Here is a 22,181-nt window from a genome sequence, read left to right as displayed (position 1 = left end):
TCAGTTCCTTTTATGTGCCGACCCGGCAAGCATTGCGGGCCACATCCAGTATTGGGACTGTGAATACTAGGGCAGCCCGCCGGAAGGGGCATTGGACGAAAGGGCAGGGGTGGCCGGATTTGCTGTGAATCAGTTCACAGATGTGTAAGTCGGGATGTTATTCATAGCCAGGGCGAGCTGCACCCTGTCCCGCACCGCCAGTTTTTCGAAGATGGAGGACAGGTGGGCTTTCACCGTGCGCTCGCTGATATCCAGGCTAGCGGCTATTTCCTGGTTGCTGGCACCGCGTGCCACCTGGCCTGCCACCATCAGCTCGCGGGCGGTGAGTGCATCCAGTTGGGGATGGGCCGGCGCCGGCGTGGGCACCACCCGCAGCGACAGCCCCATCAGGCGTTGCACCAGTTCGGGAGGCATCCACAGGCCGCCGTGCTCCACCACCAGGGCGATTTCGCGCAGCTGGCGGGGCGCCGCCTCTACGTGGCAGTAACCCACCGCGCCCTGGTTCAGGGCGTCGAAGGCCTCTTCTTCGCCGGGCACGGCCGACATCAGCACCACCCGACTGCCGGTGGCGACCGCCTCGCGCACCCAGGCCAGGCATTCGGCCCGCCCCAGGCCGCTGCCATCCAGCCACAGGGTGCGCGGCTCGTCAGGCGCCAGGGCCACGGCATCGCTCACCCGGGCGGCGGCCCGGGCCTTGGCGAAGGCTTCGCCCCAGCGCTGCCGCAAGCGGCCGTGTGGGCTTACAAAGAGTTGTTCCATCAACGCTCCGTCAACGCATACTGCTTGGCCCTGAGCACCGGCTTCATCAGGTAGGCCAGGATGGTTTTTTTGCCGGTAAGAATGTCCGTCTCCACCGTCATGCCGGGGATGATGGGCAGGTCTTCGCCGAGGGAGGTGTCCTCGGTGCGCACGGTAATGTCGTAGAAGGGATTGCCCTCCTCGTCCATGATGGTATCGGCGCCGATGTGCTCCACCACCCCCTCCAGGCCGCCATAGACCACAAAATCGTAGGCGGTGAATTTCACCAGCGCCTTCTGTCCCGGCACCAGGAAGGCGATGTCCTTGGGCCGGATGCGCACCTCCAGCAGCAGGGTGTCATCCAGCGGCACTACTTCGACAATCTCCTTGCCCGGCAGCACCACGCCGCCAATGGTGTTGAAGTAGAGCTGCTTCACGGTGCCCTTGACCGGCGAGCGCACCTCGGTCTGCTGTACCCGGTCGGAAAGGCCCGTACTGGCCGCCTCCAGGCCGTTGATGCGGGCCAGGGTTTCGGTCAGTTCGGTGCGCGACTCGTTGGCGAACTCGATATCCACTTCCGCCAGCTTGCGCTCGGCTTCGGTAATGGCCGAGCGAATACGGTTCACCTGGGCCTTGGCCTGCTCGAACTCACCCCCCAGGCGATTCACTTCCCGTTCCAGCCGTAATATCTCCACCTGGGACACAGCCCCGGACTGCACCATGGGCCGGGTAACCCCCAGTTCCTGCCGCGCCAGCTCCAGCGAGCGGCCCAGTTGGCGCGAGCGGGCGGTCACCTCGGCCAGCTCTTCCTGGCGCTGCAACAACTGCTCGCCGGCAATTTCCTTGTCGACCGCCAGCTTGGCTTTGCCGGACTCAAACAGCGCCAGCTCTTCCAACACGATTTCCGGCACCAGGGTTTGCCACTGCGCATCGGGGCTGAAGTCTTCGCCGCGCACCGCGGCGCGCAGGCGGGCGGCCCGCACCCGCAGGGCCTGCAGTTCCGCCATGCTCTCCCGCAGGCTGGATTCGGAGCGGGTCTGGTCCAGCCGCACCAGCAGCTGGCCCTGCTCGACGATGTCGCCCTCCTTCACCCGGATTTCAGTCACCACCCCGCCGTCCTGGGACTGGATTACCTGCACCTTGCGCGAGGGAATGACCTTGCCCTGGCCGCGGGTCACTTCGTCGATTTCCGCCAGCGCCGACCAGGCCACCAGGGCCACCACCGTCAGCGCCAGAAAATACAGCAGCGCCCTGGCGCGCAGCGGCTGCTGGGCAATGTAGGCACTGTGGGCGTCCTGCTGCCAGTTGCGGGGCACGTCGTCGGGGTCTTTCAGCCAGGGGCCAAACAGCAGGTCGGCCAGGTAGCGTTTTTTCTGCTCCGGGTCTTTCTGTTCCAGTGCTTTCTGCTCCGGCTGTTGCGGTGCCTGCTGGCCCGGCGGCAGCTTGTCAAGGTCATTCATTTGGCCGCCCCGATTTTGCCCTGCTGCAGAGCCTGGATAACACTGTCGCGGGGGCCGTCGGCCACCAGCTTGCCGTTGTCGATCACTATGATGCGATCCACCATCTCCAACAGGGAGTTGCGGTGGGTCACCACCACCCAGGTGCGCCCCTTCACGTAATGTTGCAGCTGCTGCTTAACCGCCACTTCGGTGGAGTGGTCCATGGAGCCGGTGGGCTCGTCCATCAACAGGATGGGCGGGTCGTGGATGACCGCCCGCGCCAGCGCCACGCACTTGCGCTGGCCACCAGACAGCGACTCGCCCCGCTCCCCGACCAGCATGTCAAAGCCCTGGGGATGGCGGTTGATGTACTCCCCGAGGTTGGCGATTTCCGCCGCTCGCACCAGGGCGGCATCGCTCACGTTGGCGTGGGACAGGGTGAGGTTGTCGCGCAGGCTGCCGTAGAACAGGGTGACGTCCTGGGGCACATAGCCCACCCGCGAGCGCAGCTCGGACGGGTCCAGCTGGCGCAGGTCGATGCCATCCACCATGATGGCCCCGTCGGTGGGCTGGTACAGCCCCATGGCCAGTTTCTGCAGGGTGGATTTGCCAGAGCCCACCCGGCCGAGAATGGCCACATGCTCGCCGGGGCGAATGCGGAAGGACACGTTGTTCAGCGAACTCATCTCGCTGCCGGGATAGGCGAAGGACACGTTGCGAAACTCAATGTCGCCCTGGAACATCTCCCGCGACAGGAACTGGGCGCCCTCACTGCGCTCCATGGGCTGGGCCATCACCTCGTCCAGGGATTGCAGCGCCACCTGGGCATTGTGGTAGGAGGCAATCAGGCCCGCCACCTGGCCAAAGGGCGCCATCACCCGCCCGCCGAGCATGGTGCAGGCAATCAGGCCGCCCATACTCAGCTCGCCGGCGGAGATCAGGTAAACCCCGGTGACAATCACAAACAGGGTGACCATCTGCTGGCTCCACAGGGTCAGGTTCACCGTGGAATTGGACACCAGCCGCAGCTGCACGCCCACATGAGCCAGGAAAGAGGTGGTCTCTTCCCACTTGCGCTGCATGCGCGATTCGGCGCCCATGGCCTTGATGGTATCCAGCCCCACCAGGCTTTCGATCAGGGTGGAATTGCGCAGGGCGCCGGCGCGGTAGGTGGTCTCCGTCAGTTCTCTCAGCTTGCCCTGGGTGGCCAGGGCATATCCCAGCACAATCAGCAGGCCGATGCCGATGGGAATGAGAACAAGCGGCGCGATCCAGGCAATCACCCCGATAAAGATCAGGGCGAAGGGCACGTCGATCAGGGTGGTGATGGAGGCCGAGGTAATAAAGTCACGCACGGTTTCAAAGGAGCGCAGGTTGACGGCGTAGGAACCCACCGACACCGGCTTGCTTTCCAGCCGCGAGCCCAGCACCCGCTCCATGATCTGGGCCGACAGACGCATGTCCACCCGCCGGCTGGCAAGGTCCAGAAAGTACCCGCGCATGGTGCGCAGGGTGATATCGGCGACCATGATGATGCCCACCCCCGCCGCCAGCATCCACAGAGTCTCCACCGCGTAGTTGGGCACCACCCGGTCGTAGACGTTCATGGTGAACAGGGGCAGGGCCAGGGCGAACACGTTGATAAACAAAGCCGCCAGCAGCACATCGCGATAGATGGGCGTGTTGGCGCGAATGGCGTCCCAGAACCAGTGGCCGCGACTGGATGCGCTGTTGCGCGGCGTGCGCTGGTCAAAGCGAAAGCGCGGCCGGCAGACAATGGCGCGGCCGCTGTCCTGGGCCCGCAGTTTTTCACCGGCCACCTGGACTGCGGCTTCGTTGAGTTCGGGGTAGATGACCGACGCGGTATCGCTGTCGCGATCCCAGCCCAGCAGCAGGCAGGCGCGATCCTGCTCCAGCAGCAGCACAGCCGGCAGCAGCTCGGCCTCGATGCCATCCGCCCGGCGCTCGACAATACGGCTTACCAGCCCCACGCGACTGGCGGCGCGCTCAAACAGTGCCGGTGTCAGACGGCCGTTGGCCAGCGGCAGGCCACCGGTGAGGGCCTCGGGCGTGGAGGCGCTACCGTGGTAGCGGCACAGTGCCAGCAGGCACTGCAACAGGCTGTTGTCTTTCACGGCTGAATTCAATGCATCTGCCCCTGCAATCAGTCCCGCGTCTGCGTGCTTTGCCAAGCATCTGTGGGGAAAGAATTATGCTAGCCGGGCAGCATAGGCGACTTGCCCCACAATTGCCATTGGGGGAATGCGCCGCCAGTCACAGTTCCCACGGCGATAGCCGCAGCAAGCTATAAACGGAGCCAGCAACTGTGACCGGCCGCACGCTCTACAGTGCAAGTTCCTTGCGCGCGCGGGCGAAAGCTTCAAGGGCAAACTCAACGTCGTCGCTGCCGAGGGCGGCCGACATCTGGGTGCGGATGCGCGCCCTGCCCCTGGGCACCACCGGGTAGGAAAAGGCAATCACATACACACCGTGGGCCAGCACCGCCTCGGCGAACCTGGCCGCCAGGGCGGCATCGTGCAGCATCACGGGTACAATCGGGTGCTCGCCGGGCAGCAGTTCGAAACCCTGGCGTTCCAGGCCCTCGCGAAACTGCGCGGTATTGCGGGCCAGTTTGTCGCGCAAATCCGGCTCCTCGGACACCAGTTCGATGGCACGAATGGCGCCAGCCACCACCGGCGGCGCAACAGTGTTGGAAAACAGATAGGGCCGCGAGCGCTGGCGCAGCAGGTCGACAATTTCCGCGCGGGCGGCCGTGTAGCCACCGCTGGCACCGCCCAGGGCCTTGCCCAGGGTGCCGGTGATAATGTCTACCCGGTCCATGCAGCCGCGCAGCTCATGGGTACCGCGCCCGCTGGCGCCGACAAAGCCGGTGGCGTGGCAGTCATCAAAATGCACCAGCGCCTGATAGCGTTCCGCCAGATCACAGATTTCATCCAGGCGGGCGATATAGCCGTCCATGGAGAACACCCCGTCGGTGGTGATCAGCTTGTAGCGGGCGCCGGCTTTTTCGGCGGCCTTGAGCTGTTCTTCCAGGTCCGCCATGTCGTTGTTTTTGTAGCGGTAGCGCTGGGCCTTGCTGAGGCGCACCCCGTCGATGATGCTGGCGTGGTTGAGTTCATCGGAAATCACCGCGTCTTCAGGGCCAAGCAGTGTCTCGAACAAGCCCCCATTGGCATCGAAACAGGAGGGATAGAGGATGGTGTCCTCGGTGCCGAGAAAGGCGCTGATCGTATCTTCCAGCTGCTTGTGCAGGGTTTGGGTGCCGCAGATAAAGCGCACCGATGCCATGCCGTAGCCCCAGTCCTTGAGGCCCTGTGCCGCAGCTGCGTTCACCGAGGGGTGCTGGGCCAGGCCGAGGTAGTTGTTGGCGCAGAGGTTGAGCACCTGCGCCCCGCCCTTCACGCCAACCCGGGCCCCCTGGGCCGTGGTGATGGCGCGCTCGGATTTGTACAGGCCCGAGGCACGGATGTCGTCCAGTTCGCGGGCCAGGTGTTGCTGAAAATCGCCGTACATAGTGGTTAATCCCAGTTCAGAATCACTTTGCTGGCTTCGCCGGCGTTCATCACCTCAAAGCCCTGTTCAAAATCGGTAAAGCCCATGCGGTGGGTAATCACCGGGGAGATATCCAGGCCCGAGTCGATCATCACCGACATTTTGTACCAGGTTTCGTACATCTCGCGCCCGTAAATGCCCTTCAGCGTCAGCATATTGAAGATCACCGTGTTCCAGTCGATGGCCATTTCCTCACCGGGAATACCGAGGATGGCGACTTTGCCGCCGTGACACATGTTGGCCAGCATGTCGTTAAAGGCCTTGGGGTTGCCGGACATTTCCAGGCCGACATCAAAGCCCTCTTCCATGCCGAGGGACTTCTGCACTTCAGCCAGGGATTCGCGCCCCACGTTGACGGTGCGGGTGGCCCCGAGCATGGCCGCGCGCTCCAGGCGGGCGTCGATCAGGTCGGTAATGACAATGTGGCGGGCGCCGGCGTGCTTGCACACCGCTGCCGCCATGGCACCAATGGGGCCGGCGCCGGTGATCAGCACATCCTCCCCCAGCAGGTCGTACTGCAGGGCGGTGTGCACGGCGTTGCCGAAGGGGTCGAACAGGGCCGCCACGTCCAGGTCGATGCCGGGGCTGTGCTCCCAGACGTTGGACATGGGCAGGGCCAGGTACTCGGCGAAGGCGCCGGGGCGGTTAACCCCGATACCGGAGGTGTGGGCGCACAGGTGGCGCCGCCCGGCCATGCAGTTGCGGCAGCGCCCGCAGACCACGTGCCCCTCGCCGGAGACGATCTGCCCCGGGTGGAAATCGATCACGTTGGAACCCACCTCGACAATTTCACCGACAAATTCATGGCCCACCACCATGGGGACCGGGATGGTTTTCTGCGCCCAGGCATCCCAGTTGTAGATGTGCATGTCGGTGCCGCAGATGGCGGTGCGCTTGACCTTGATCAGCACATCGTTGATGCCCACCTGGGGTTCTGGCACATCCTCCAGCCAGAGCCCGGTGCCCGCTTCCTTCTTGACCAGTGCTTTCATGTATTGTCCCCTGCCTGCCACAGGCATTCACTATGGTGGAAAATTTCCGCTATAGTAGACAGTGCGTTTCCCACATACAAGACAAATTTCCCGGATACCGGATTTCGCCATGACCAAGCCCGCCACCGACCCCGCCAGCAAAGTGCTCTGCGAACGGGTGACCGAACTGCGCCAGCGCAACAACTTCACGTTGGAGCAGTTGGCCGCCGCCTCGGGCGTCAGCCGCTCCATGCTCAGCCAGATTGAACGCGGCCAGGCCAACCCCACCCTGGCAGTCACCTTCCGCATCGCCCAGGCCTTTGGCCTGAGTATAGGTGAACTGGTGGACGCCCCCGGCGCCGGGGGCCATATCGAGCTGGTGCACGGGGACGACCCCGCCCACCTGTTTCGGGCCGACAGCGAGTGCCAGATACGCACCCTGTCGCCCCTGCACATGGAAAAAGACGTGGAGTTCTACGAAGTGGTGATTGAGCCCGGCGCCAGCCTGGAAAGCTCCGCCCATTTCGACGGCACCCGGGAGCTGTTCACCGTGGCCAGCGGCAGCGCCGCCATTACCGCCGGCAGCACCCACTGCAAACTGAACGCGGGGGATTCCGCCCACTACCGGGCGGATACCCCCCACTGCATTGCCAACAGCGGCGCGGCCACCCTGCGCGGCTACCTAGTGGTGACCTACCGCTGATTGCGCGCGGGCCGGCGCAGGGCGTGGGCGAGGAACAGGGCCGCCGACAGCAGAATGACCGCGCCGCCCTGGTGGGCCGCCGCCAGCGGCACCGGCACATGCAATAGCAGGGTGCTGATGCCAAGGCCCAACTGCAGCAGCAGGGCCAGCACCAGCAGCACTACCGCCAGGCGCACCCGCGGTTGCCCCGCCCGGCGCCAGGCCAGCACGCAAAAGGCGGGTATCAGCAGGGCCAGCAGGTAGGCAAATACCCGGTGGTTGAACTGGATGGTGGTAATGTCTTCGAAGGCGTCCAGCCAGGCTGGCGCGCCGCTGTAGAGCCCCGGCGGGAAAAACCCGGTGCCCATCATCGGCCAGGTGTTGTAGGCAAAACCGGCCTTGGTGCCAGCCACCAGCGCGCCAGACAGAATCATCAGGTACACCAGCACCACCAGCCCCAGCGACCAGCCCGCCAGCGGCCCCTGCACACCGCGCTTGGGCGGGCCCGCAAAGCGCAGGTCAAAAATCAGCCACAGCATGTAGGCATAGATGAGCACCGCCAGCCCCATGTGGGCGGTAAGGCGGTACTGGCTGACGTGGGGGTTGTCCACCAGCCCGCTCTTGACCATGAACCAGCCCAGCAGCCCCTGGCAGCCACCCAGCACAAACAGCAGCCACAGCTTGGGTTGCATGCCGGCCGGCACGCGCTGGCGCAGCATGAAAAACAGCATAGGGAAGAAAAACAGCACCCCGATCAAGCGCCCCAGCAGGCGGTGCAGGTACTCGTACATGAAGATGGACTTGAAGCCCTCGACATCCATGCCGCGGTTGATCTTCTGGTATTCGGGGAAGGCCTTGTACTTGTCGAAGGTGGCCTGCCAGGCCTCGTCGCTAAGCGGCGGAATCACCCCCATCAGCGGCTTCCACTCCACCATGGACAGGCCGGAGTTGGTCAGGCGGGTCACACCACCGAGAATGATCATGCCGAACACCACGGCGGCGCAGAGCATCAGCCAGGCGGCTATCTGGCGGTCGTACTGGCGTTGTTGCTGGGACAGTAGCATGGCGAATCCGGATACCTTGTAACGCAAATAGGACGGGGGCGGCCGGCACCCGCGTCGCGCGCCGGCGGCCAAAGCGGCGCCATGATACCCGAAGTCGGCCCCGCTGCGCGCCGCTACCGCCCTAGTCGCGCAATTGTGGCAGGTTGCGAAACAGCTCCAGCGCCGCCGGGTTGGCCAGGGCATCGGTGTTCTTCACCGGCTCGCCGTGCACCACATTGCGCACCGCCAGTTCCACAATCTTGCCGCTGATGGTGCGCGGGATGTCGGCCACCTGCACAATCCTGGCCGGCACATGGCGCGGCGTGGTGTTGTCGCGGATGGTCTGGCGAATGCGCGCCTCCAGCGCCGCATCCAGCACCAGCCCCTCGCGCAGCACCACAAACAGCACCACCCGTACATCGTCCTGCCACTGCTGGCCGATGACGATGGCCTCCAGCACCTCCTCCACCCGCTCCACCTGGCGGTAGATTTCGGCGGTGCCAATGCGCACACCGCCGGGGTTGAGCACCGCATCGGAACGGCCGTGAATGATAAAGCCGCCCTGCTCGGTCACTTCGCCGTAGTCACCGTGGGCCCAGACATTGTCGAAGCGGTCGAAGTAGGCGCTGTGGAAGCGCTCGCCGCTGTCGTCGTTCCAGAACCCCAGCGGGCAGCAGGGGAAGGGCCGGGTGCACACCAGTTCGCCCTTCTCGCCGATCACGCTGTTGCCCGCCTCGTCCCAGATTTCCACCGCCATGCCCAGGCCCGGCGCCTGAATCTCGCCCTTGTACACCGGCAGGGTCGGCGTGCCCGCCACAAAGCAGGACAGAATGTCGGTGCCGCCGGAAATGGACGACAGGCAAACATCCGCCTTGAAGTCGCGGTAGACGTAATCAAAGCTCTCATGGGCCAACGGCGAGCCGGTGGACAGAATGCTCTTGAGCCTTTCCAACCGGTGGCTTTGCCGGGGCACCTTGCCGGCTTTCTCCAGCGCGGCAATGTACTTGGCGCTGGTGCCAAAGATGCTGATGCCCTCCTCGTCGATGCAATCCAGCAGCAGGTTGCCGTCGCCGGCAAAGGGCGAGCCGTCGTACAGCACCAGGGTGGCGCCGCTGGCCAAGCCCGACACCAGCCAGTTCCACATCATCCAGCCGCAGGTGGTGAAGTAGAACAGCACATCCTCCCGCCCCAGGTCGCACATCAGCTGGTGTTCCTTCAGGTGTTGCAGCAGGGTGCCGCCCGCGCCGTGCAGAATGCACTTGGGCGCACCGGTGGTGCCCGAGGAATACATGATGTACAGCGGGTGATCGAAGGGCAGCCTGGTAAATTCCACCTCGGTGGCGCTCGCGTCCTGCAGCGCATTGAACAGGCAGGCCGCCGGCAGGCCGGCGAGATCCGGCGCCGCATTCACCACCGGCACCACCACCACCCGCTCAATGCCATCAATGGCCGCAACAACCCCCCGCAGGCGTTCCAGCGAGTCGCAGGTTTTGCCGTTGTAGTAATAGCCGTCTGCCGCAAACAGCACCTTGGGGGTAATCTGGCCGAAGCGGTCCAGCACGCCGTTAATGCCAAAATCCGGCGAGCAGGAGGACCACAACGCCCCCAGGCTGGTGGTGGCCAGCATGGCGATCACCGTCTCGGCAATGTTGGGCATAAAGCCCGCCACCCGATCGCCCGGCCCCACCCCCAGCGCCTTGAGGCCAGCGGCGGTTTGCGCCACCTGGGTATACAGCTCGGCGTAACTCAGCGAGCGGCGCTCGCCGTTTTCCAGGCGCGATACCAGCGCCGGCCGCTCGTCGCGATAGCGCAGCAGGTTTTCGGCAAAGTTCAGCCGGGCGCCGGGGAACCAGCGCGCACCCGGCAGGCAATCGCCCCGCTCCAGCACCGTGGGGCCAGGCTCGCCCAGCACCCCGCCGTACTCCCACACTGCAGCCCAGAAGGCCGCCGGATTCGCCACAGCCCAGCGGTGCAGCGCAAAGTAGTCGGCATCGGTAAGGGCCGGCTCCGAGGCGGCCAGCTGGCGGGTGAAGTCGGTAATACGGGCCTGTTCAATACGCGCCGGCGAAGGGCGCCACAGGGGGGCTTGGCTGGGCATCGGTCTCTTCCATCTTCTGCGGGTTTATCGTCAGGGTAGCGGATGACTGGCCCTTGCGGCCCGCCACTATGCAAGTTGCCCAGCCTGCCTGCGGGTCATATATTTATCAAATCGATTTATTTTGTTTATTCATTGCTTAAATTTATGAATGTTTCCATCAAGCAATTGCGCGCCTTTCTGGCGCTGGCGGAGTACGGCAGTTTCGCCGAGGCCAGCGAATCCCTGCACCTGTCACAGCCGGCCCTGAGCGCCGCCATCCGCAACATGGAGCAGGCGGTGGGCGGCAAGCTCTTCAACCGCACCACCCGCCACCTGGCACTCACCCCCGAGGGGCGGCAATTTTTGCCGGTGGCGCGGCAGCTGCAGGCGGAGTGGGACCGTGCCTTCGACGACCTGTCGCGCCGCTTCGCCCTGCTGCAGGGGCACCTGCGACTGGCCGCCATGCCCTCTTTTGCCATCAACTGCCTGCCGCCCCTGCTGCAGCGCTTTCGCCAGCAATACCCGGGCATCAACCTGGTAATCGACGACATTGTGATGGAGCTGGTGCTGGACGCGGTGCGCGACGGGCGGGCCGAGCTGGGCGTTACCTTCGAGCCGGAGCAGTACGACGGCCTTCACTTCACCCCCCTGTTTGAAGACCGTTTCATTGCCATTGTCCCCGCCGGCTCACCCCTGGCCAGCTGCCAGCGCATCCACTGGCAACAGCTGGCCGAGCAGCCCTTTATCACCATGAACCGCGGCTCCTGGATGCGCGCCACCACCGACCGGGTGATGGCCGCTCTGGCGCTGCACCCGGCGTCGCTGGCGGAGGCCTCGCAGCTGGCCACCATCGGGCGCATGGTGGCCAGTGGCCTGGGCGTCAGCATTGCCCCCGCCCTGTGCCAGACCTCCATGCAGCTGCAGGGGGTACAGTGCCGCCCGCTGGAGGGCCCGGTTATCCAGCGCCAGGTGGGGGTGTTCACCCGCAAGCGCCACCCCCTGTCGGGGCCGGCCGAAGCCCTGCACCAGCTGCTGTGCAGGCACTACGGATAGGTTCGCGTCGCGCCAAGCTCCGTTGCATCAGCCCCGCATCAGGCCCCGCTAGCCGCCGGGGGCCGGCATCAGTAAAATGCGCGCCTTTGCTGGCGCCACGGCGCGCACTCAATCACAGGCCACGCTGCATGCCCCTGCTCAAGCTCGACCAAGTCCAACTCCAGTTCGGCACCCACACCCTGCTCGATCACGTAGACCTCACCATTACCAAGGGCGAGAAACTCGGCCTGCTGGGCCGCAATGGCATGGGCAAAACCACCCTGCTCAAAGTGCTGGCCGGGGAGATCAGCCCGGACGGCGGCGAGCGCTGGCTGCGCCCGGGCGTGAAGCTGGCGCGGCTGGAGCAGACCCTGCCGGAGGCCGACGAGGCCACGGTGTACGACGTGGTGGCCGGCGGCCTGCCGGAGGCCGGCGAACACCTCAAGGCCTACCACCACCTGCTGCAGCAGGGCGCCGAGGTGGATATGAACGCCCTTGCCCGGGTGCAGCAACAGCTGGAAGCAGTGGACGGCTGGAACCTGCAGCTGCGGGTGGAGACCACCCTCAGCCACCTGCAACTGCCCGCCGATGCCCTGATGCGCGAGCTCTCCGGGGGCTGGCGGCGGCGGGTGGCGCTGGCCCGCGCCCTGGTGTGCGAGCCGGACATCCTGCTGCTGGATGAGCCCACCAACCACCTGGACATTCCCGCCATTGAGTGGCTGGAAGAGCAGCTGCAGCAGTTCCGCGGCGCCCTGATCCTGATCACCCACGACCGCCGCTTCCTGCAGAACGTGGTGAACAGCATTGCCGAGCTGGATCGCGGCCACCTGTCGGTCTGGCGCGGCGACTACCGCGGCTTTCTGGAACACCGGGAGCAGGAACTGGCCGCCGAAGAGCGCGCCAACGCCCTGTTCGACAAAAAGCTGGCCCAGGAAGAAGCCTGGATTCGCCAGGGCATCAAGGCCCGCCGCACCCGCAACGAAGGCCGTGTGCGGGCCCTGAAGGCCCTGCGCGAAGAGCGCAGTGCGCGCCGCGAGCGGGTGGGCAAGGCCACCTTTGCCCTGGAGGACGCCAGCAGCTCCGGCAAAATCGTGGCGGAGCTGCAGCGGGTCAGCAAAGCCTACGGCGACAAGACCCTGCTCAAGGACTTTTCCACCATTGTGCAGCGCGGCGACCGCATCGGTATTGTCGGCGCCAACGGTGCCGGCAAATCCACGTTGGTGAAAATCCTGCTGGGGCAACTGGCCCCCGACAGCGGCAGCGTCAAGCTCGGCAGCAAGCTGGAAATTGCCTACTCCGACCAGCTGCGCGGCGCCCTGGACCCGGAGAAGAACCTGATCGACAACGTGTGCGGCGGCCAGGAATTCATCGACATCAAGGGCAAGCGCAAGCACGCCATCTCCTATCTGGGAGACTTCCTGTTCAGCCCCGAGCGGGTGCGCACGCCGGTCAAGGCGCTGTCCGGCGGCGAGCAGAACCGGGCGGTGCTGGCCCAGCTGTTCAGCAAGCCCGCCAACCTGTTGGTGCTGGACGAACCCACCAACGACCTGGACATCGAAACCCTGGAACTGCTGGAAGAAATCCTGCTGGACTTTGACGGCACGGTGATTCTGGTCAGCCACGACCGGGATTTCATGGACCGGGTGGTCACCAGCCTGCTGGTGGTCGAAGGCAACGGCGTGGTGGGCGAGCAGGCCGGCGGCTACAGCGACTGGGAGGCCAGGGGCGGCAAGCTGAGCGAAGCCCGTCAGGACGGCCAGGGCGACGCTCCTGGCACTGACTTTGGCAATGCCACAGCGGACGGCCAGCCAAACGCCAGCGCCACCCCCGCGGCAGCGCCCGGCACCAAAGCCGCGCCGGCGCGCCGCAAGCTGTCCTACAAGGACCAGCGCGAGCTGGACAGCCTGCCGGGCAAGATAGAAGCACTGGAACAGCGCCAGGGGGAACTGGAGGCGGCCATCGCCGACCCGGGCTTTTACCAGCAGGAGCGGGAGGCCACCGAGCCGGTGCTGGAAGAGCTGGGCAGCGTGCAGGCCGCCCTGGAAGCGGCCATGGAGCGCTGGATGGAGCTGGAAGAAGGCTAGCCAGCAGCGGCGGGAAATCCACCCGCGCCAAGGTCGCTCGCCTAGTCCTGACTGGGCAGCACCAGCGTCGCCAGGGCCTCGCGTTCAAAGTCCATGCTGAGGGCCTGCTGCGCCCGCTCCCAGGCGCGCCGGGAATGCAGGTGGGCCGCGCGCTGCAGGTCCGCATCCGGCAGTGCCGCCAGCGATGCCAGGGCTTTTTGCAGGCGCTGCTGCACCGACAGCATGGCGGCACCATCGCGGGACAGGGGCGTCACAATGTCATCCAGCAGGTCGAAGGGGTCCAGCGCCGGCAGCCACACGCGGGCCTTGCTCCCGGCCTTTTCGGCCGCTGCCTCGCTCTTTGCTTCCCTCTCCGCTTCCCTCTTCGCTTCGACCCAGCGGGTCAGCAGGCGGGTGGCGCGGCCGATGATGTCGATGGCGGTGCCGGGGTCGTTGATGCCGGGGGACAGCGCCCGGGAGCCGATTTCCGCCAGCACGATCAGGCCAAAGCGGGGGTCATAATCGAAGGTGCGGGTGGGGCCGATGGCAAAGGCCTCGCGCAGGGCGTCGTCATCCACATCGCCATTGCCGGCCACCGCCACCAGCGGCGATGTGATATCCACAAAGGCCCCGGGCACGGCGCACACAAACAGCTCCACGCCGGCGGTCTCGGCCGCGTTAATCAGGGCCGGCATATCAATGTGGCGGACATAGCCCACCTCGCCACCGCGCACCGCCCGGGCATGCGCCGGCAGTTGATCTGCCATCTGCCGGCAGGGCCGCGCGCCAAGGCCGGGGCGGCGGGCCCGTTCCAGCAGGGCGGACAGCGTGGCGTTTTCCACCCGCTCGGTAGTTTCGCTCACCCGCACCAGGTGCGAGAGGTGGTCAATCCAGCGCAGCAGGGCCACCACAATCAGCACAATCACCAGGGCGGTGAGGGCAAACAGCACCACATGCCCCTGGTCGCCGTACACGCCGGCATTGAGCGCCACCAGGCCCACCAGGCTGAACAGGAAGGAGCCGATGAACACGCCGAGGGCGTGGCGGGTAATTTCGTTATCCAGCACCAGGGTGGTGGCGCGGGGCGAGGTATTGCCAGTGACCGCGCCGTGGGCGGTGACCATGGTAGCCAGGGAGAAGGTGGTTACTGCCAGCATGCTGGAGGCGAGAATGCCCAGCACCCGGTCGGCCGCCTCAGGGGTGACGTAGTCCGCCGCCCCCGGGGGGATAAGCGGCGTCAGCAGCATCGCCAGAAACACCGAGCCAACCGCCGCCAGGGCGTACAGCAGCGCGGTCAGCCACAGCTGCCGCGCCAGTTGTCGCAGGGCCCAGTGCCAGTGGGTGGACAGGCTCATGCCAGGGCCCGCCGCTGCCTAGCCTTTGACCACCTGCCCCACGGCCGCCGCCAGGGCATCGATATTGCGCGCATTGACTCCCGCCACGTTGATGCGTGAAGAGTCCAGCATATACACACTGTGCTCGTTGCGCAGCTTGTGGGCCTGTTCCTTGCTGAGGCCGAGGAAGGAGAACATGCCCTTTTCGCGCTCGATAAAGCTGAAGTCGCGATCCGCGGCGGCCTCGAGCTTGCTGCGAATCTGGCTGCGCAGGCCGTTGATGCGCTCACACATGCCGCGCAGCTCCGCCTCCCAGTTGGCGCGCAGGGCGGCGTCTGACAATACCCGCCCGGCGATAATGGCGCCGTGGGCCGGCGGCATGGAATACACGCGCCGGGCCGCCACCTGGGCCTGGCTCTGCAGGGCGGCGGCGGAATCGGCGTTGCGGCACAAAAACAGGGTGGCCCCGGTGCGCTCCCGGTACAGGCCCAGGTTTTTGGAGCAGGAGGCGGCCACGATCAGCTCCGGCAGGCGCGATGCCAGCAGGCGCAGGCCGGCGGCATCCGCGTCAAGGCCGTCACCCAGGCCCTGGTAGGCAATGTCAATAAAGGGCAAAAAGCCCTGCTGCTCGGCCATGTCGGCAACCACGCCCCACTGTTCCAGCGTCAGGTCGGCGCCGCAGGGGTTGTGGCAGCAGCCGTGCAGCAGCACCACGTCGCCGGCCCCGGCCTGTTTCAGGTCTTCAACCATGCCGTCGAAGTTCACCCCGTGGCTGTCGGGCTCGTAGTAGCGGTAGTTCTCGAATTTAAGGCCCACGCTGCCCAGCAGGGGAATGTGCACCGGCCAGGTGGGGTCGGATACCCACACCTTGGCCCCCGGCGCGGCGGCGGCAATCACTTCGGCGCCAATGCGCAGGGCGCCGCAGCCCCCCGGGGTCTGGATGCTGCTGATACGTCCGGCCAGCAGGGGCGCGCTGTCGTCGCCAAACACCAGCTTCTGGATGCCGGTGTTAAAGGCGCCATCGCCGGCCGCCGGCATATAGGCCTTGGTTGTCTCGGCCTCCACCAGGGCGCGCTGGGCCTGCTGCACCGCATCAAAAACCGGGCACAGGCCCTGTTCATCCATGTAAATGCCAACAGTGAGGTCCACTTTGTTCGGGTTGTCGTCGGCGCGGGCGGCAGCGGCCAGCCCCAGAATGGGGTCGGCGGGCAGCAGGGGCAGTTGGTCCAGCATGGTCGGTCTCCGGTTAGGGGCTTACATCTCTGCCAGCAGGGTGGTCAGCAGTTGCCAGAAGGGGGGCACGGTGTCGATCTGCAGCCGCTCGGTGGGCGAGTGGGCACCGCGAATGGTGGGGCCAAAGGACAGGATGTCCACATCGGCCTTTTTGCTCTTGAGAATGCCGCATTCCAGGCCGGCGTGAATGGCCTTGACGGCGGGCACCACGCCAAACAGCCGTTCGTGCAGGGCTTTGCCCCTGGCCAGCAGGGGGCTGTCAAAATCCGGCTGCCAACCGGGGTAGCCGCCCTCGTCGGTCAGCGTCAGGCCGGCCAGGCGCGCCAGCGAAGCCATCTGCCGCCGCAGGGGCAGGCTCTGTTCGGCATTGAAAAAACGCAGGCTGGATTCAATGAACAGTGCGCCGCCCTGCAATTCACAGCGCGCCAGGTTGATGCTGAGATCCACCAGATCCGCCGGCTGGGCGAGGTTGTAGGACTGGGCACCGTGGGGAAAGGCCGCCAGCACATCCAGCAGGGCCGTGCTGTCTTCGCGGCTCAGCAGGGCCTCGGGGGCACACTCAGCCAACGTGGCCACCAGGCCCTCGTCCGCCGGCGGCAGGTAGCCGCGCCAGTGGCCAAGCAGGGTCGCCAGGCGCGCCTTGACGGTCTCCACGGCCGCCGCATCACAGGCAAACCAGGCGTCCCCTTCCCGGGGAATCACGTTGTGGGCCACACCGGCCTTGAGGCGCGCCAGTTGCACGCCGTCCACGCCCTGCAGGAAGTCCACCAGCAGTTTGATGGCGTTGCCCAGCTGCTCGTGAATCTGGATGCCGGAGTGGCCGCCGGACAGCCCCTTCAGGTTGAGGTGAAAATGCACCCGCCCCTGATCGCCGGCCTCGACGGCGCGGTACTGGCGGCGGAAGGTGTGGCTGTGGCCACCGGCGCAGCCGATATAGAGTTCGTTCCAGTCCTCGGTGTCCAGGTTCAGCATGCGCTTGCCCGACAGCAGGCTGGCGTCCAGTTCCAGGGCGCCACCAAGGCCGGTTTCCTCGTCCACGGTGAACAGCAGTTCCAGGGGCGGGTGCGACACGCTGTCGTCGGTGAGCACCGCCAGGGCCGCGGCACAGCCGATGCCGTTGTCTGCCCCCAGTGTGGTGCGGTCGGCCCTGAGCCAGCCGTCCACCACCTGCAAATCCAGCGGGTCGCGGTGGAAGTCGTGCGCCTTGTCCTCGGTTTTTACCGTCACCATGTCCAGGTGGTTCTGGATGATCACCGCCTCTTCACCCTCGCGGCCGGCGCTGCCCGGCACGTACACCACCAGGTTGCCCACAGTGTCTGTCTTCCACGAGCAGCCGGCCGCCTCGGCCTGGTCAATCACGTACTGGCGCACGGCGGCCTCCGCCTTGGACGGGCGGGGAATTTGCGTGAACTGGTAAAAATGCGCCCAGATGTGGGCGGGAGCGGTTGGATAGTGCGCGGGTTTCATGGGGCCTCCAAAAGGGGGCGGGATTATACCCGAGGCCAGCCCGCCATGGCACGCGCCCGGCAAGGCGGGCGCCGGCAAGCGGTGCCTACATGAAGGCGAATTTGGCGAGGAAGATGGCCGCCAGAAACCAGGCCCCGGGGGAAATGTCCTGGCGCCGGCCGGCGCACAGCTTGATCGCCAAGTAGCTGATGAAGCCCACGGCAATGCCGTTGGCGATGGAGAACGACAGGGGGATCATGACAATGGTGATCAGCGCCGGCACCACCTCGGTGCTGTCCTGCCACTCCAGGCCTTGCATGCCGGTGAGCATGAGCATGGCAACGTAGATCAGAGCGCCAGCGGTGGCAAAGGCCGGCACCATGCCCGCCAGCGGTGCGAAGAAGATCGCCGCCAGAAACAGGGTGCCCACGGTCACCGCGGTCAGGCCGGTGCGGCCACCGGCGGCCACCCCGGCGGCGCTCTCCACGTAGCTGGTGACCGGCGCGCAGCCGAGGAAGGCGCCCAGCACGCTGGAGGTGCTGTCGGCCTTCAGGGCCCGGTCCATGTTCTCGATGTTGCCCTGTGCGTCCACCAGGTTGGCGCGACTGGCCACCCCCAGCAGGGTGCCGGCGGTATCGAACAGGTTCACAAACAGAAAGGCGATGATCACGCTGGTCATGGCCACGTCCAGGGCACCCACCACGTCCAGTTGCATAAAGGTGGGGGCGATGCTTGGCGGCGCAGCCACCAGGCCGGTGTACTGTACCTGCCCGGTCAGCAGGCCAATCAGGGTAATGGCCAGAATGCCGAGGATGATGGCCCCGTGCACCTGGCGAATGGAGAGGATGGCAATCAGCAGAAAGCCCAGGCAGGCCAGGGCCGGGCCGGGCTGGGTCAGGTCACCCAGGGTCAGGAAGGTGGCCTCGGAAGCGACGATAATACCGCCGCTCTTGAGGCCGATGAAGCCAACGAACAGGCCCACACCGGCCCCCATCGCCACCCGCAAATCCAGCGGGATGCTGTCCAGCATCCAGCGCCGGATGCGGGTCACGCTCATGATCACAAACAGAATGCCGGCCAGGAACACCGCCCCCAGCGCCACCTGCCAGCTGTAGCCCATGTCGGCCACCACGGTGTAGGTGAAGAAGGCGTTCAAGCCCATGCCCGGCGCCAGCCCCACCGGCCAGTTGGCATAAAACCCCATGATGTAGCAGGCCAGGGCAGAGGCTAGGCAGGTGGCAACAAAGCTGGCGCTGGGGTCCATGCCGGCAGAGGCCATCATCTGCGGATTGACGAAGATGATGTAGGCCATGGTGACAAAGGTGGTGGCGCCGGCAATCAGCTCGCTGCGCACGCTGGTGTTGTGCTCCGACAGCCTGAAATAACGGCCGAGCAGGCTCTGGTCAGAGTTCTCCATGCGCTGTGTGTTCCCCTGTTTATTGGCTGAACGGTTGCCGGCCTGTGGTGGCGCGGTCGCTGCTGTTTTAGTGCCTTCTTGCTGCCTTCTTGCTATTGCGCCGCGGCACAGGGCCGCGTCCGGCGAGTGTACGGAATCAGCCCCCGGGGCACCATAGCCGGCGGGCCTGTGCTAACCTCTCGCCCTGAATCCAGGGCCATTATCAGCGCCCGGATTTTCGCAACAAGTCACTCCCGGAGCCCGCCATGGACAAGCATTACATCAGCGCCCAGCAGTTGCTGGAAGACTCCTTCCGCCTGGCCTGGCAGGTTTACGAAAGCGGCTACCGGCCCAATTACATTGTCGGGGTGTGGCGCGGCGGCGCGCCGGTGGGCATTGCCGTGCAGGAGCTGCTGCATGTGCTGAAGGTGGATTCGGACCATATCGCCATCCGCACCTCGTCCTACACCGGCATCGACCAGCGCAGCCGGCACGTACAGGTGCACGGGCTCAACTACCTGATCAAGCGCCTGGAGTCGGAGGATTCCCTGCTGATTGTGGATGACGTGCACGACTCCGGCCTGTCCATCGACCAGACCATCAAGGACCTGGAAGCGGCCTGCAAGAAGAACACGCCGGAAATCCGCATTGCCACCCCCTACTTCAAGCCCGGGCGCAACAAGACCGGGCGCATTCCCGACTACTTTGTGCACCAGACCGACGAGTGGCTGGTCTTCCCCCACGAACTGGACGGTTTGAGCATTGACGAGCTGCGCGCGCACAAGCCCGAGCTGGGTTTTATGTCCGAGCAGATGATCGACAAAATGGCCGAATTGCAGAAGCGCTAGGGCTCGCGGGTTCGATCACCGCGCCCAAGCCGCAACCCGGCCGGCGACATCACTTGCGGGTATAGGCCTGTATCAATGCCCGGTGCTGGGGAAAGCGCGCCAGCAGGACGTCGCGCTCGCCGAGCGTCATGTCCGCATACTCAAAGCCCGGCGACACCGCTTCGGAGATCAGGCCGTAATCCCCCGCGCTCAGGTGCGACGCCTTCCACACCCCGCCCTTGACGGTCAGCTGCAGGCGCTGGCCCGCCGCCAGATCCGGCCCCAGCACGGCGGTTTCCAGGCGCCCATCCGGGTGGATCATGAAATACTCGACCGGCGCGCCCAGGTGCCAGTAGTGCACAATGTCCGAGCGGTTCAGGTGCCAATGCCCGGTGGGTGAATCCGCCGTCAGCAGGTAGTGGATGGAGGTCAGGCTGTAGCGCTCACCGGCAGGCGTTGCCACGCGCGGCTGGTCATCTGCCTGGTAGGTGCGGCGAAAATAACCGCCTTCCACGTGGCTCTCCAGTTGCAGCTCGCGGATTACCGTGTCCCGATCCGGGAGGGTGAAACCCGACGTGGTTGTTTCGGTGGCTGCCCCGGTAGATGCCCCGGCCAGCGCTGCATTGCCGCCAAGCAGCGTGCCCGTCAGCATCAGCAAGCCGGCGATGCACTTTACGCCGCGCCCAGCGGGCGCCCCGCTCGCTACCTGCGCCATCAGTTATCCCCCTGTTCAGTCTTTTCGGTCTGTTCCAGCAGCGCCGCGCGAATCTCCACGCTGCGCTCGGCCACCTGCTTGCGCAGGACGGCCTCGTCCATGCTCAGCACCCGCCGCTCTTCCATCAGCACCCTGCCCGCCACCACGGTGGACACCACATCGGTGCTATCGAGCACGTACACCAGGTGGGAGCTGATGTCGTACAGGGGCTGGTGGCGGGTTTTGTCCACTGCCACCTGAATTACATCCGCCTGCATGCCGACCTTGAGCTGGCCAATCTCACCGGCCTGGTGAATGGCGGCGGCCCCCAGGCGGGTGGCCATGGCCAGGGCCTGCGCCGCCGGCAAGGCGGTGGGGTCGCCACTGTCCACCTTGTGCAACAGGGCTGCCATGCGAATTTCCTCCCACATATCCAGGTCGTTGTTGCTGGCGGCGCCGTCGGTGCCAAGGCCCACCGACACCCCCGCCGCCAGCATTGCCGGCACCGGCGATATGCCCGCCCCCAGCTTCATGTTGGAGGTGGGGTTGTGAATGGCGCCAACGCCGGCCCGGGCGGTCAGGGCAATGTCCTCGTCGTTGAGTTGCACCATGTGGGCGGCAATCAGCGGCTGGCCGTACAGGCCGAGCCGGGCGGCATGCTGCACCGGCGTGCTCTGGTAGTGCTCGGCAATGAAGGCGCTCTCCGCCGGCGCTTCCGCCAGGTGCATGGTAATGGGCGCTTGCAGCTCGGCGGCTTTTTCCACCGTGGCGCGCAGATGCTGTGGCACCACGGTGTAGGGCGCGTGGGGCGCAAAGGCCGGGGTGATGCGCGGGTGGCGACCCTGCCAGCGGCGCACAAAGTCTTCCGCGGCGGCGAAGGAATCCTCCCAGCCTTTAAAGCCCGGGCTGGGGTAGTCGATATGCGGCGCACCGATCACCGCCCGCAGGCCACAGTCCTGCACCACGGCGGCAATGTCGTCGGGGTAAAAGTACATATCCACGAAAGTGGTGGTGCCGCCCTGGATCATCTCCCAGCAGGCAAGGCCGGTGCCGGCGCGGATGAATGCCGGTGTTACAAAGCGCCCCTCCATGGGGAACACGTACTGGTTGAGCCAGGTCATCAGATCGAGGTCGTCTACCATGCCGCGGAACAAGGTCATGGCGGTGTGGGTGTGGCCGTTGATCAGCCCGGGCATGACAATGCGCCCGGCGCCGCCCAGGCTGCGCGGGGCAACATAGCGGGCGTCGATGTCCTTGCGCGGCCCCAGCGCCACAATGCGATCGTCCTCAATCACCACGGCGCCGTCGCGAATCTCGGGCTGCTGCGGGTCCATGGTGAGGACGTAGTCGCCGTAGATGATGAGATCCGGCGCGGCCAGGGCCGGCGCAGCAGCCGCGCCCTGCAGCAGCGCGATACAGGCCAGCAGGCCCGCAAAGCGAGCCGCCGAGTGAAGTCGTGTCACGTTTTCATTCCCCCTGTCATGCATTGGCCAAACGGCAAGCGGCCCGCGGCAGCGCCTGGCGGCGGTAGCGGGCGACAATTCTGGTACTTTTGCTGAATCGGGCTGCGAGTTCCCTTCGATAAGAGTAAATTTTGCACACTTGTGCCAATAACACCAGTTGGGGTCGCCAG

17 protein-coding genes are annotated in these 22,181 nt (G+C 65.5%); 4 read left to right on the top strand and 13 right to left on the bottom strand.

Going from position 1 to position 22,181, the window contains the following annotated elements:
* Positions 1-129: 129 nt before the first annotated feature.
* The 5 genes from DDZ17_RS21545 to tdh form a co-directional block, all read right to left on the bottom strand.
* The gene (locus tag DDZ17_RS21545; protein ID WP_116369111.1) at positions 130-759 is read right to left on the bottom strand and encodes a response regulator transcription factor; all 630 of its coding nucleotides are present in this window, start codon (positions 757-759) and stop codon (positions 130-132) included.
* Complete coding sequence (locus tag DDZ17_RS21540) at positions 759-2,198, bottom strand: HlyD family type I secretion periplasmic adaptor subunit (RefSeq protein WP_116369110.1); 1,440 nt, start codon at positions 2,196-2,198, stop codon at positions 759-761. The genes DDZ17_RS21545 and DDZ17_RS21540 overlap by 1 nt, the downstream gene beginning before the upstream one ends.
* Complete coding sequence (locus DDZ17_RS21535; RefSeq protein WP_241505994.1) at positions 2,195-4,312, bottom strand: type I secretion system permease/ATPase; 2,118 nt, start codon at positions 4,310-4,312, stop codon at positions 2,195-2,197. The genes DDZ17_RS21540 and DDZ17_RS21535 overlap by 4 nt, the downstream gene beginning before the upstream one ends.
* Before the next feature lie 208 nt (positions 4,313-4,520).
* Complete coding sequence (locus DDZ17_RS21530; protein ID WP_116369109.1) at positions 4,521-5,711, bottom strand: glycine C-acetyltransferase; 1,191 nt, start codon at positions 5,709-5,711, stop codon at positions 4,521-4,523.
* Positions 5,712-5,716: 5 nt separating this feature from the next.
* Positions 5,717-6,742, bottom strand: a complete 1,026-nt coding sequence (gene tdh / locus DDZ17_RS21525) for an L-threonine 3-dehydrogenase (RefSeq protein WP_116369108.1) — start codon at positions 6,740-6,742, stop codon at positions 5,717-5,719.
* Between the two features lie 109 nt (positions 6,743-6,851).
* Here tdh and DDZ17_RS21520 point away from each other — a divergent pair, with 109 nt between their 5' ends.
* Positions 6,852-7,424, top strand: a complete 573-nt coding sequence (locus DDZ17_RS21520; protein WP_116369107.1) for a helix-turn-helix domain-containing protein — start codon at positions 6,852-6,854, stop codon at positions 7,422-7,424.
* On the opposite strand, the gene DDZ17_RS21515 is transcribed toward DDZ17_RS21520, so the two are convergent.
* Both DDZ17_RS21515 and DDZ17_RS21510 read right to left on the bottom strand, forming a co-directional pair.
* Positions 7,415-8,467 (bottom strand): COX15/CtaA family protein, encoded by a 1,053-nt coding sequence (locus tag DDZ17_RS21515; RefSeq protein WP_116369106.1) that lies wholly within the window; start codon positions 8,465-8,467, stop codon positions 7,415-7,417. The two genes, DDZ17_RS21520 and DDZ17_RS21515, sit on opposite strands and share 10 nt — an antisense overlap.
* Positions 8,468-8,588: 121 nt before the next feature.
* Positions 8,589-10,544, bottom strand: a complete 1,956-nt coding sequence (locus DDZ17_RS21510) for an acetoacetate--CoA ligase (protein ID WP_116369105.1) — start codon at positions 10,542-10,544, stop codon at positions 8,589-8,591.
* A gap of 144 nt (positions 10,545-10,688) precedes the next feature.
* On the opposite strand from DDZ17_RS21510, the gene DDZ17_RS21505 reads away from it, so the two are divergent.
* Positions 10,689-11,576, top strand: coding sequence for a LysR family transcriptional regulator (locus tag DDZ17_RS21505; protein ID WP_116369104.1), 888 nt, complete (start codon positions 10,689-10,691; stop codon positions 11,574-11,576).
* 128 nt (positions 11,577-11,704) lie between these two features.
* Positions 11,705-13,639, top strand: a complete 1,935-nt coding sequence (locus DDZ17_RS21500; protein ID WP_116369103.1) for an ATP-binding cassette domain-containing protein — start codon at positions 11,705-11,707, stop codon at positions 13,637-13,639.
* A 41-nt stretch (positions 13,640-13,680) separates the two neighbouring features.
* Here the strand turns inward: DDZ17_RS21500 and DDZ17_RS21495 are convergent, their stop codons facing one another.
* The 4 genes from DDZ17_RS21495 to DDZ17_RS21480 all read right to left on the bottom strand — a co-directional run bounded on the left by DDZ17_RS21495 (position 13,681) and on the right by DDZ17_RS21480 (position 19,048).
* A complete protein-coding gene (locus DDZ17_RS21495; protein WP_206613624.1) occupies positions 13,681-14,973 on the bottom strand; it encodes a DUF2254 domain-containing protein in 1,293 nt (430 codons plus the stop codon).
* Positions 14,974-14,991: 18 nt separating this feature from the next.
* Positions 14,992-16,185 (bottom strand): amino acid aminotransferase, encoded by a 1,194-nt coding sequence (locus tag DDZ17_RS21490; protein ID WP_116369102.1) that lies wholly within the window; start codon positions 16,183-16,185, stop codon positions 14,992-14,994.
* Positions 16,186-16,206: 21 nt separating this feature from the next.
* Positions 16,207-17,652, bottom strand: a complete 1,446-nt coding sequence (gene pepD / locus DDZ17_RS21485) for a beta-Ala-His dipeptidase (protein ID WP_116369101.1) — start codon at positions 17,650-17,652, stop codon at positions 16,207-16,209.
* Positions 17,653-17,737: 85 nt separating this feature from the next.
* Positions 17,738-19,048, bottom strand: a complete 1,311-nt coding sequence (locus tag DDZ17_RS21480) for an NCS2 family permease (protein WP_116369100.1) — start codon at positions 19,046-19,048, stop codon at positions 17,738-17,740.
* A 245-nt stretch (positions 19,049-19,293) separates the two neighbouring features.
* Between DDZ17_RS21480 and DDZ17_RS21475 the strand changes: the two genes are divergently transcribed.
* Positions 19,294-19,875: a phosphoribosyltransferase gene (locus DDZ17_RS21475; protein WP_116369099.1), complete on the top strand. Its 582-nt coding sequence runs from the start codon at positions 19,294-19,296 to the stop codon at positions 19,873-19,875.
* A gap of 49 nt (positions 19,876-19,924) precedes the next feature.
* Here DDZ17_RS21475 and DDZ17_RS21470 read toward each other — a convergent pair whose 3' ends face one another.
* Entirely contained in the window at positions 19,925-20,569 is a 645-nt protein-coding gene (locus DDZ17_RS21470; RefSeq protein ID WP_241505993.1) for a cupin domain-containing protein, read from the bottom strand.
* Positions 20,569-22,011 carry an amidohydrolase family protein gene (locus DDZ17_RS21465; RefSeq protein ID WP_157976791.1) on the bottom strand — a complete coding sequence of 481 codons (1,443 nt, stop codon included), beginning with the start codon at positions 22,009-22,011 and terminating at the stop codon, positions 20,569-20,571. Before DDZ17_RS21465 ends, DDZ17_RS21470 begins: the two co-directional genes overlap by 1 nt.
* Positions 22,012-22,181 lie beyond the last annotated feature (170 nt).

It is taken from the genome of Parahaliea mediterranea, from assembly GCF_003402235.1.
GTDB lineage: Bacteria > Pseudomonadota > Gammaproteobacteria > Pseudomonadales > Halieaceae > Parahaliea > Parahaliea mediterranea.
Note: the sequence above shows the minus strand (reverse complement) of the source record. Positions and strands in the feature narration are given on the sequence as shown.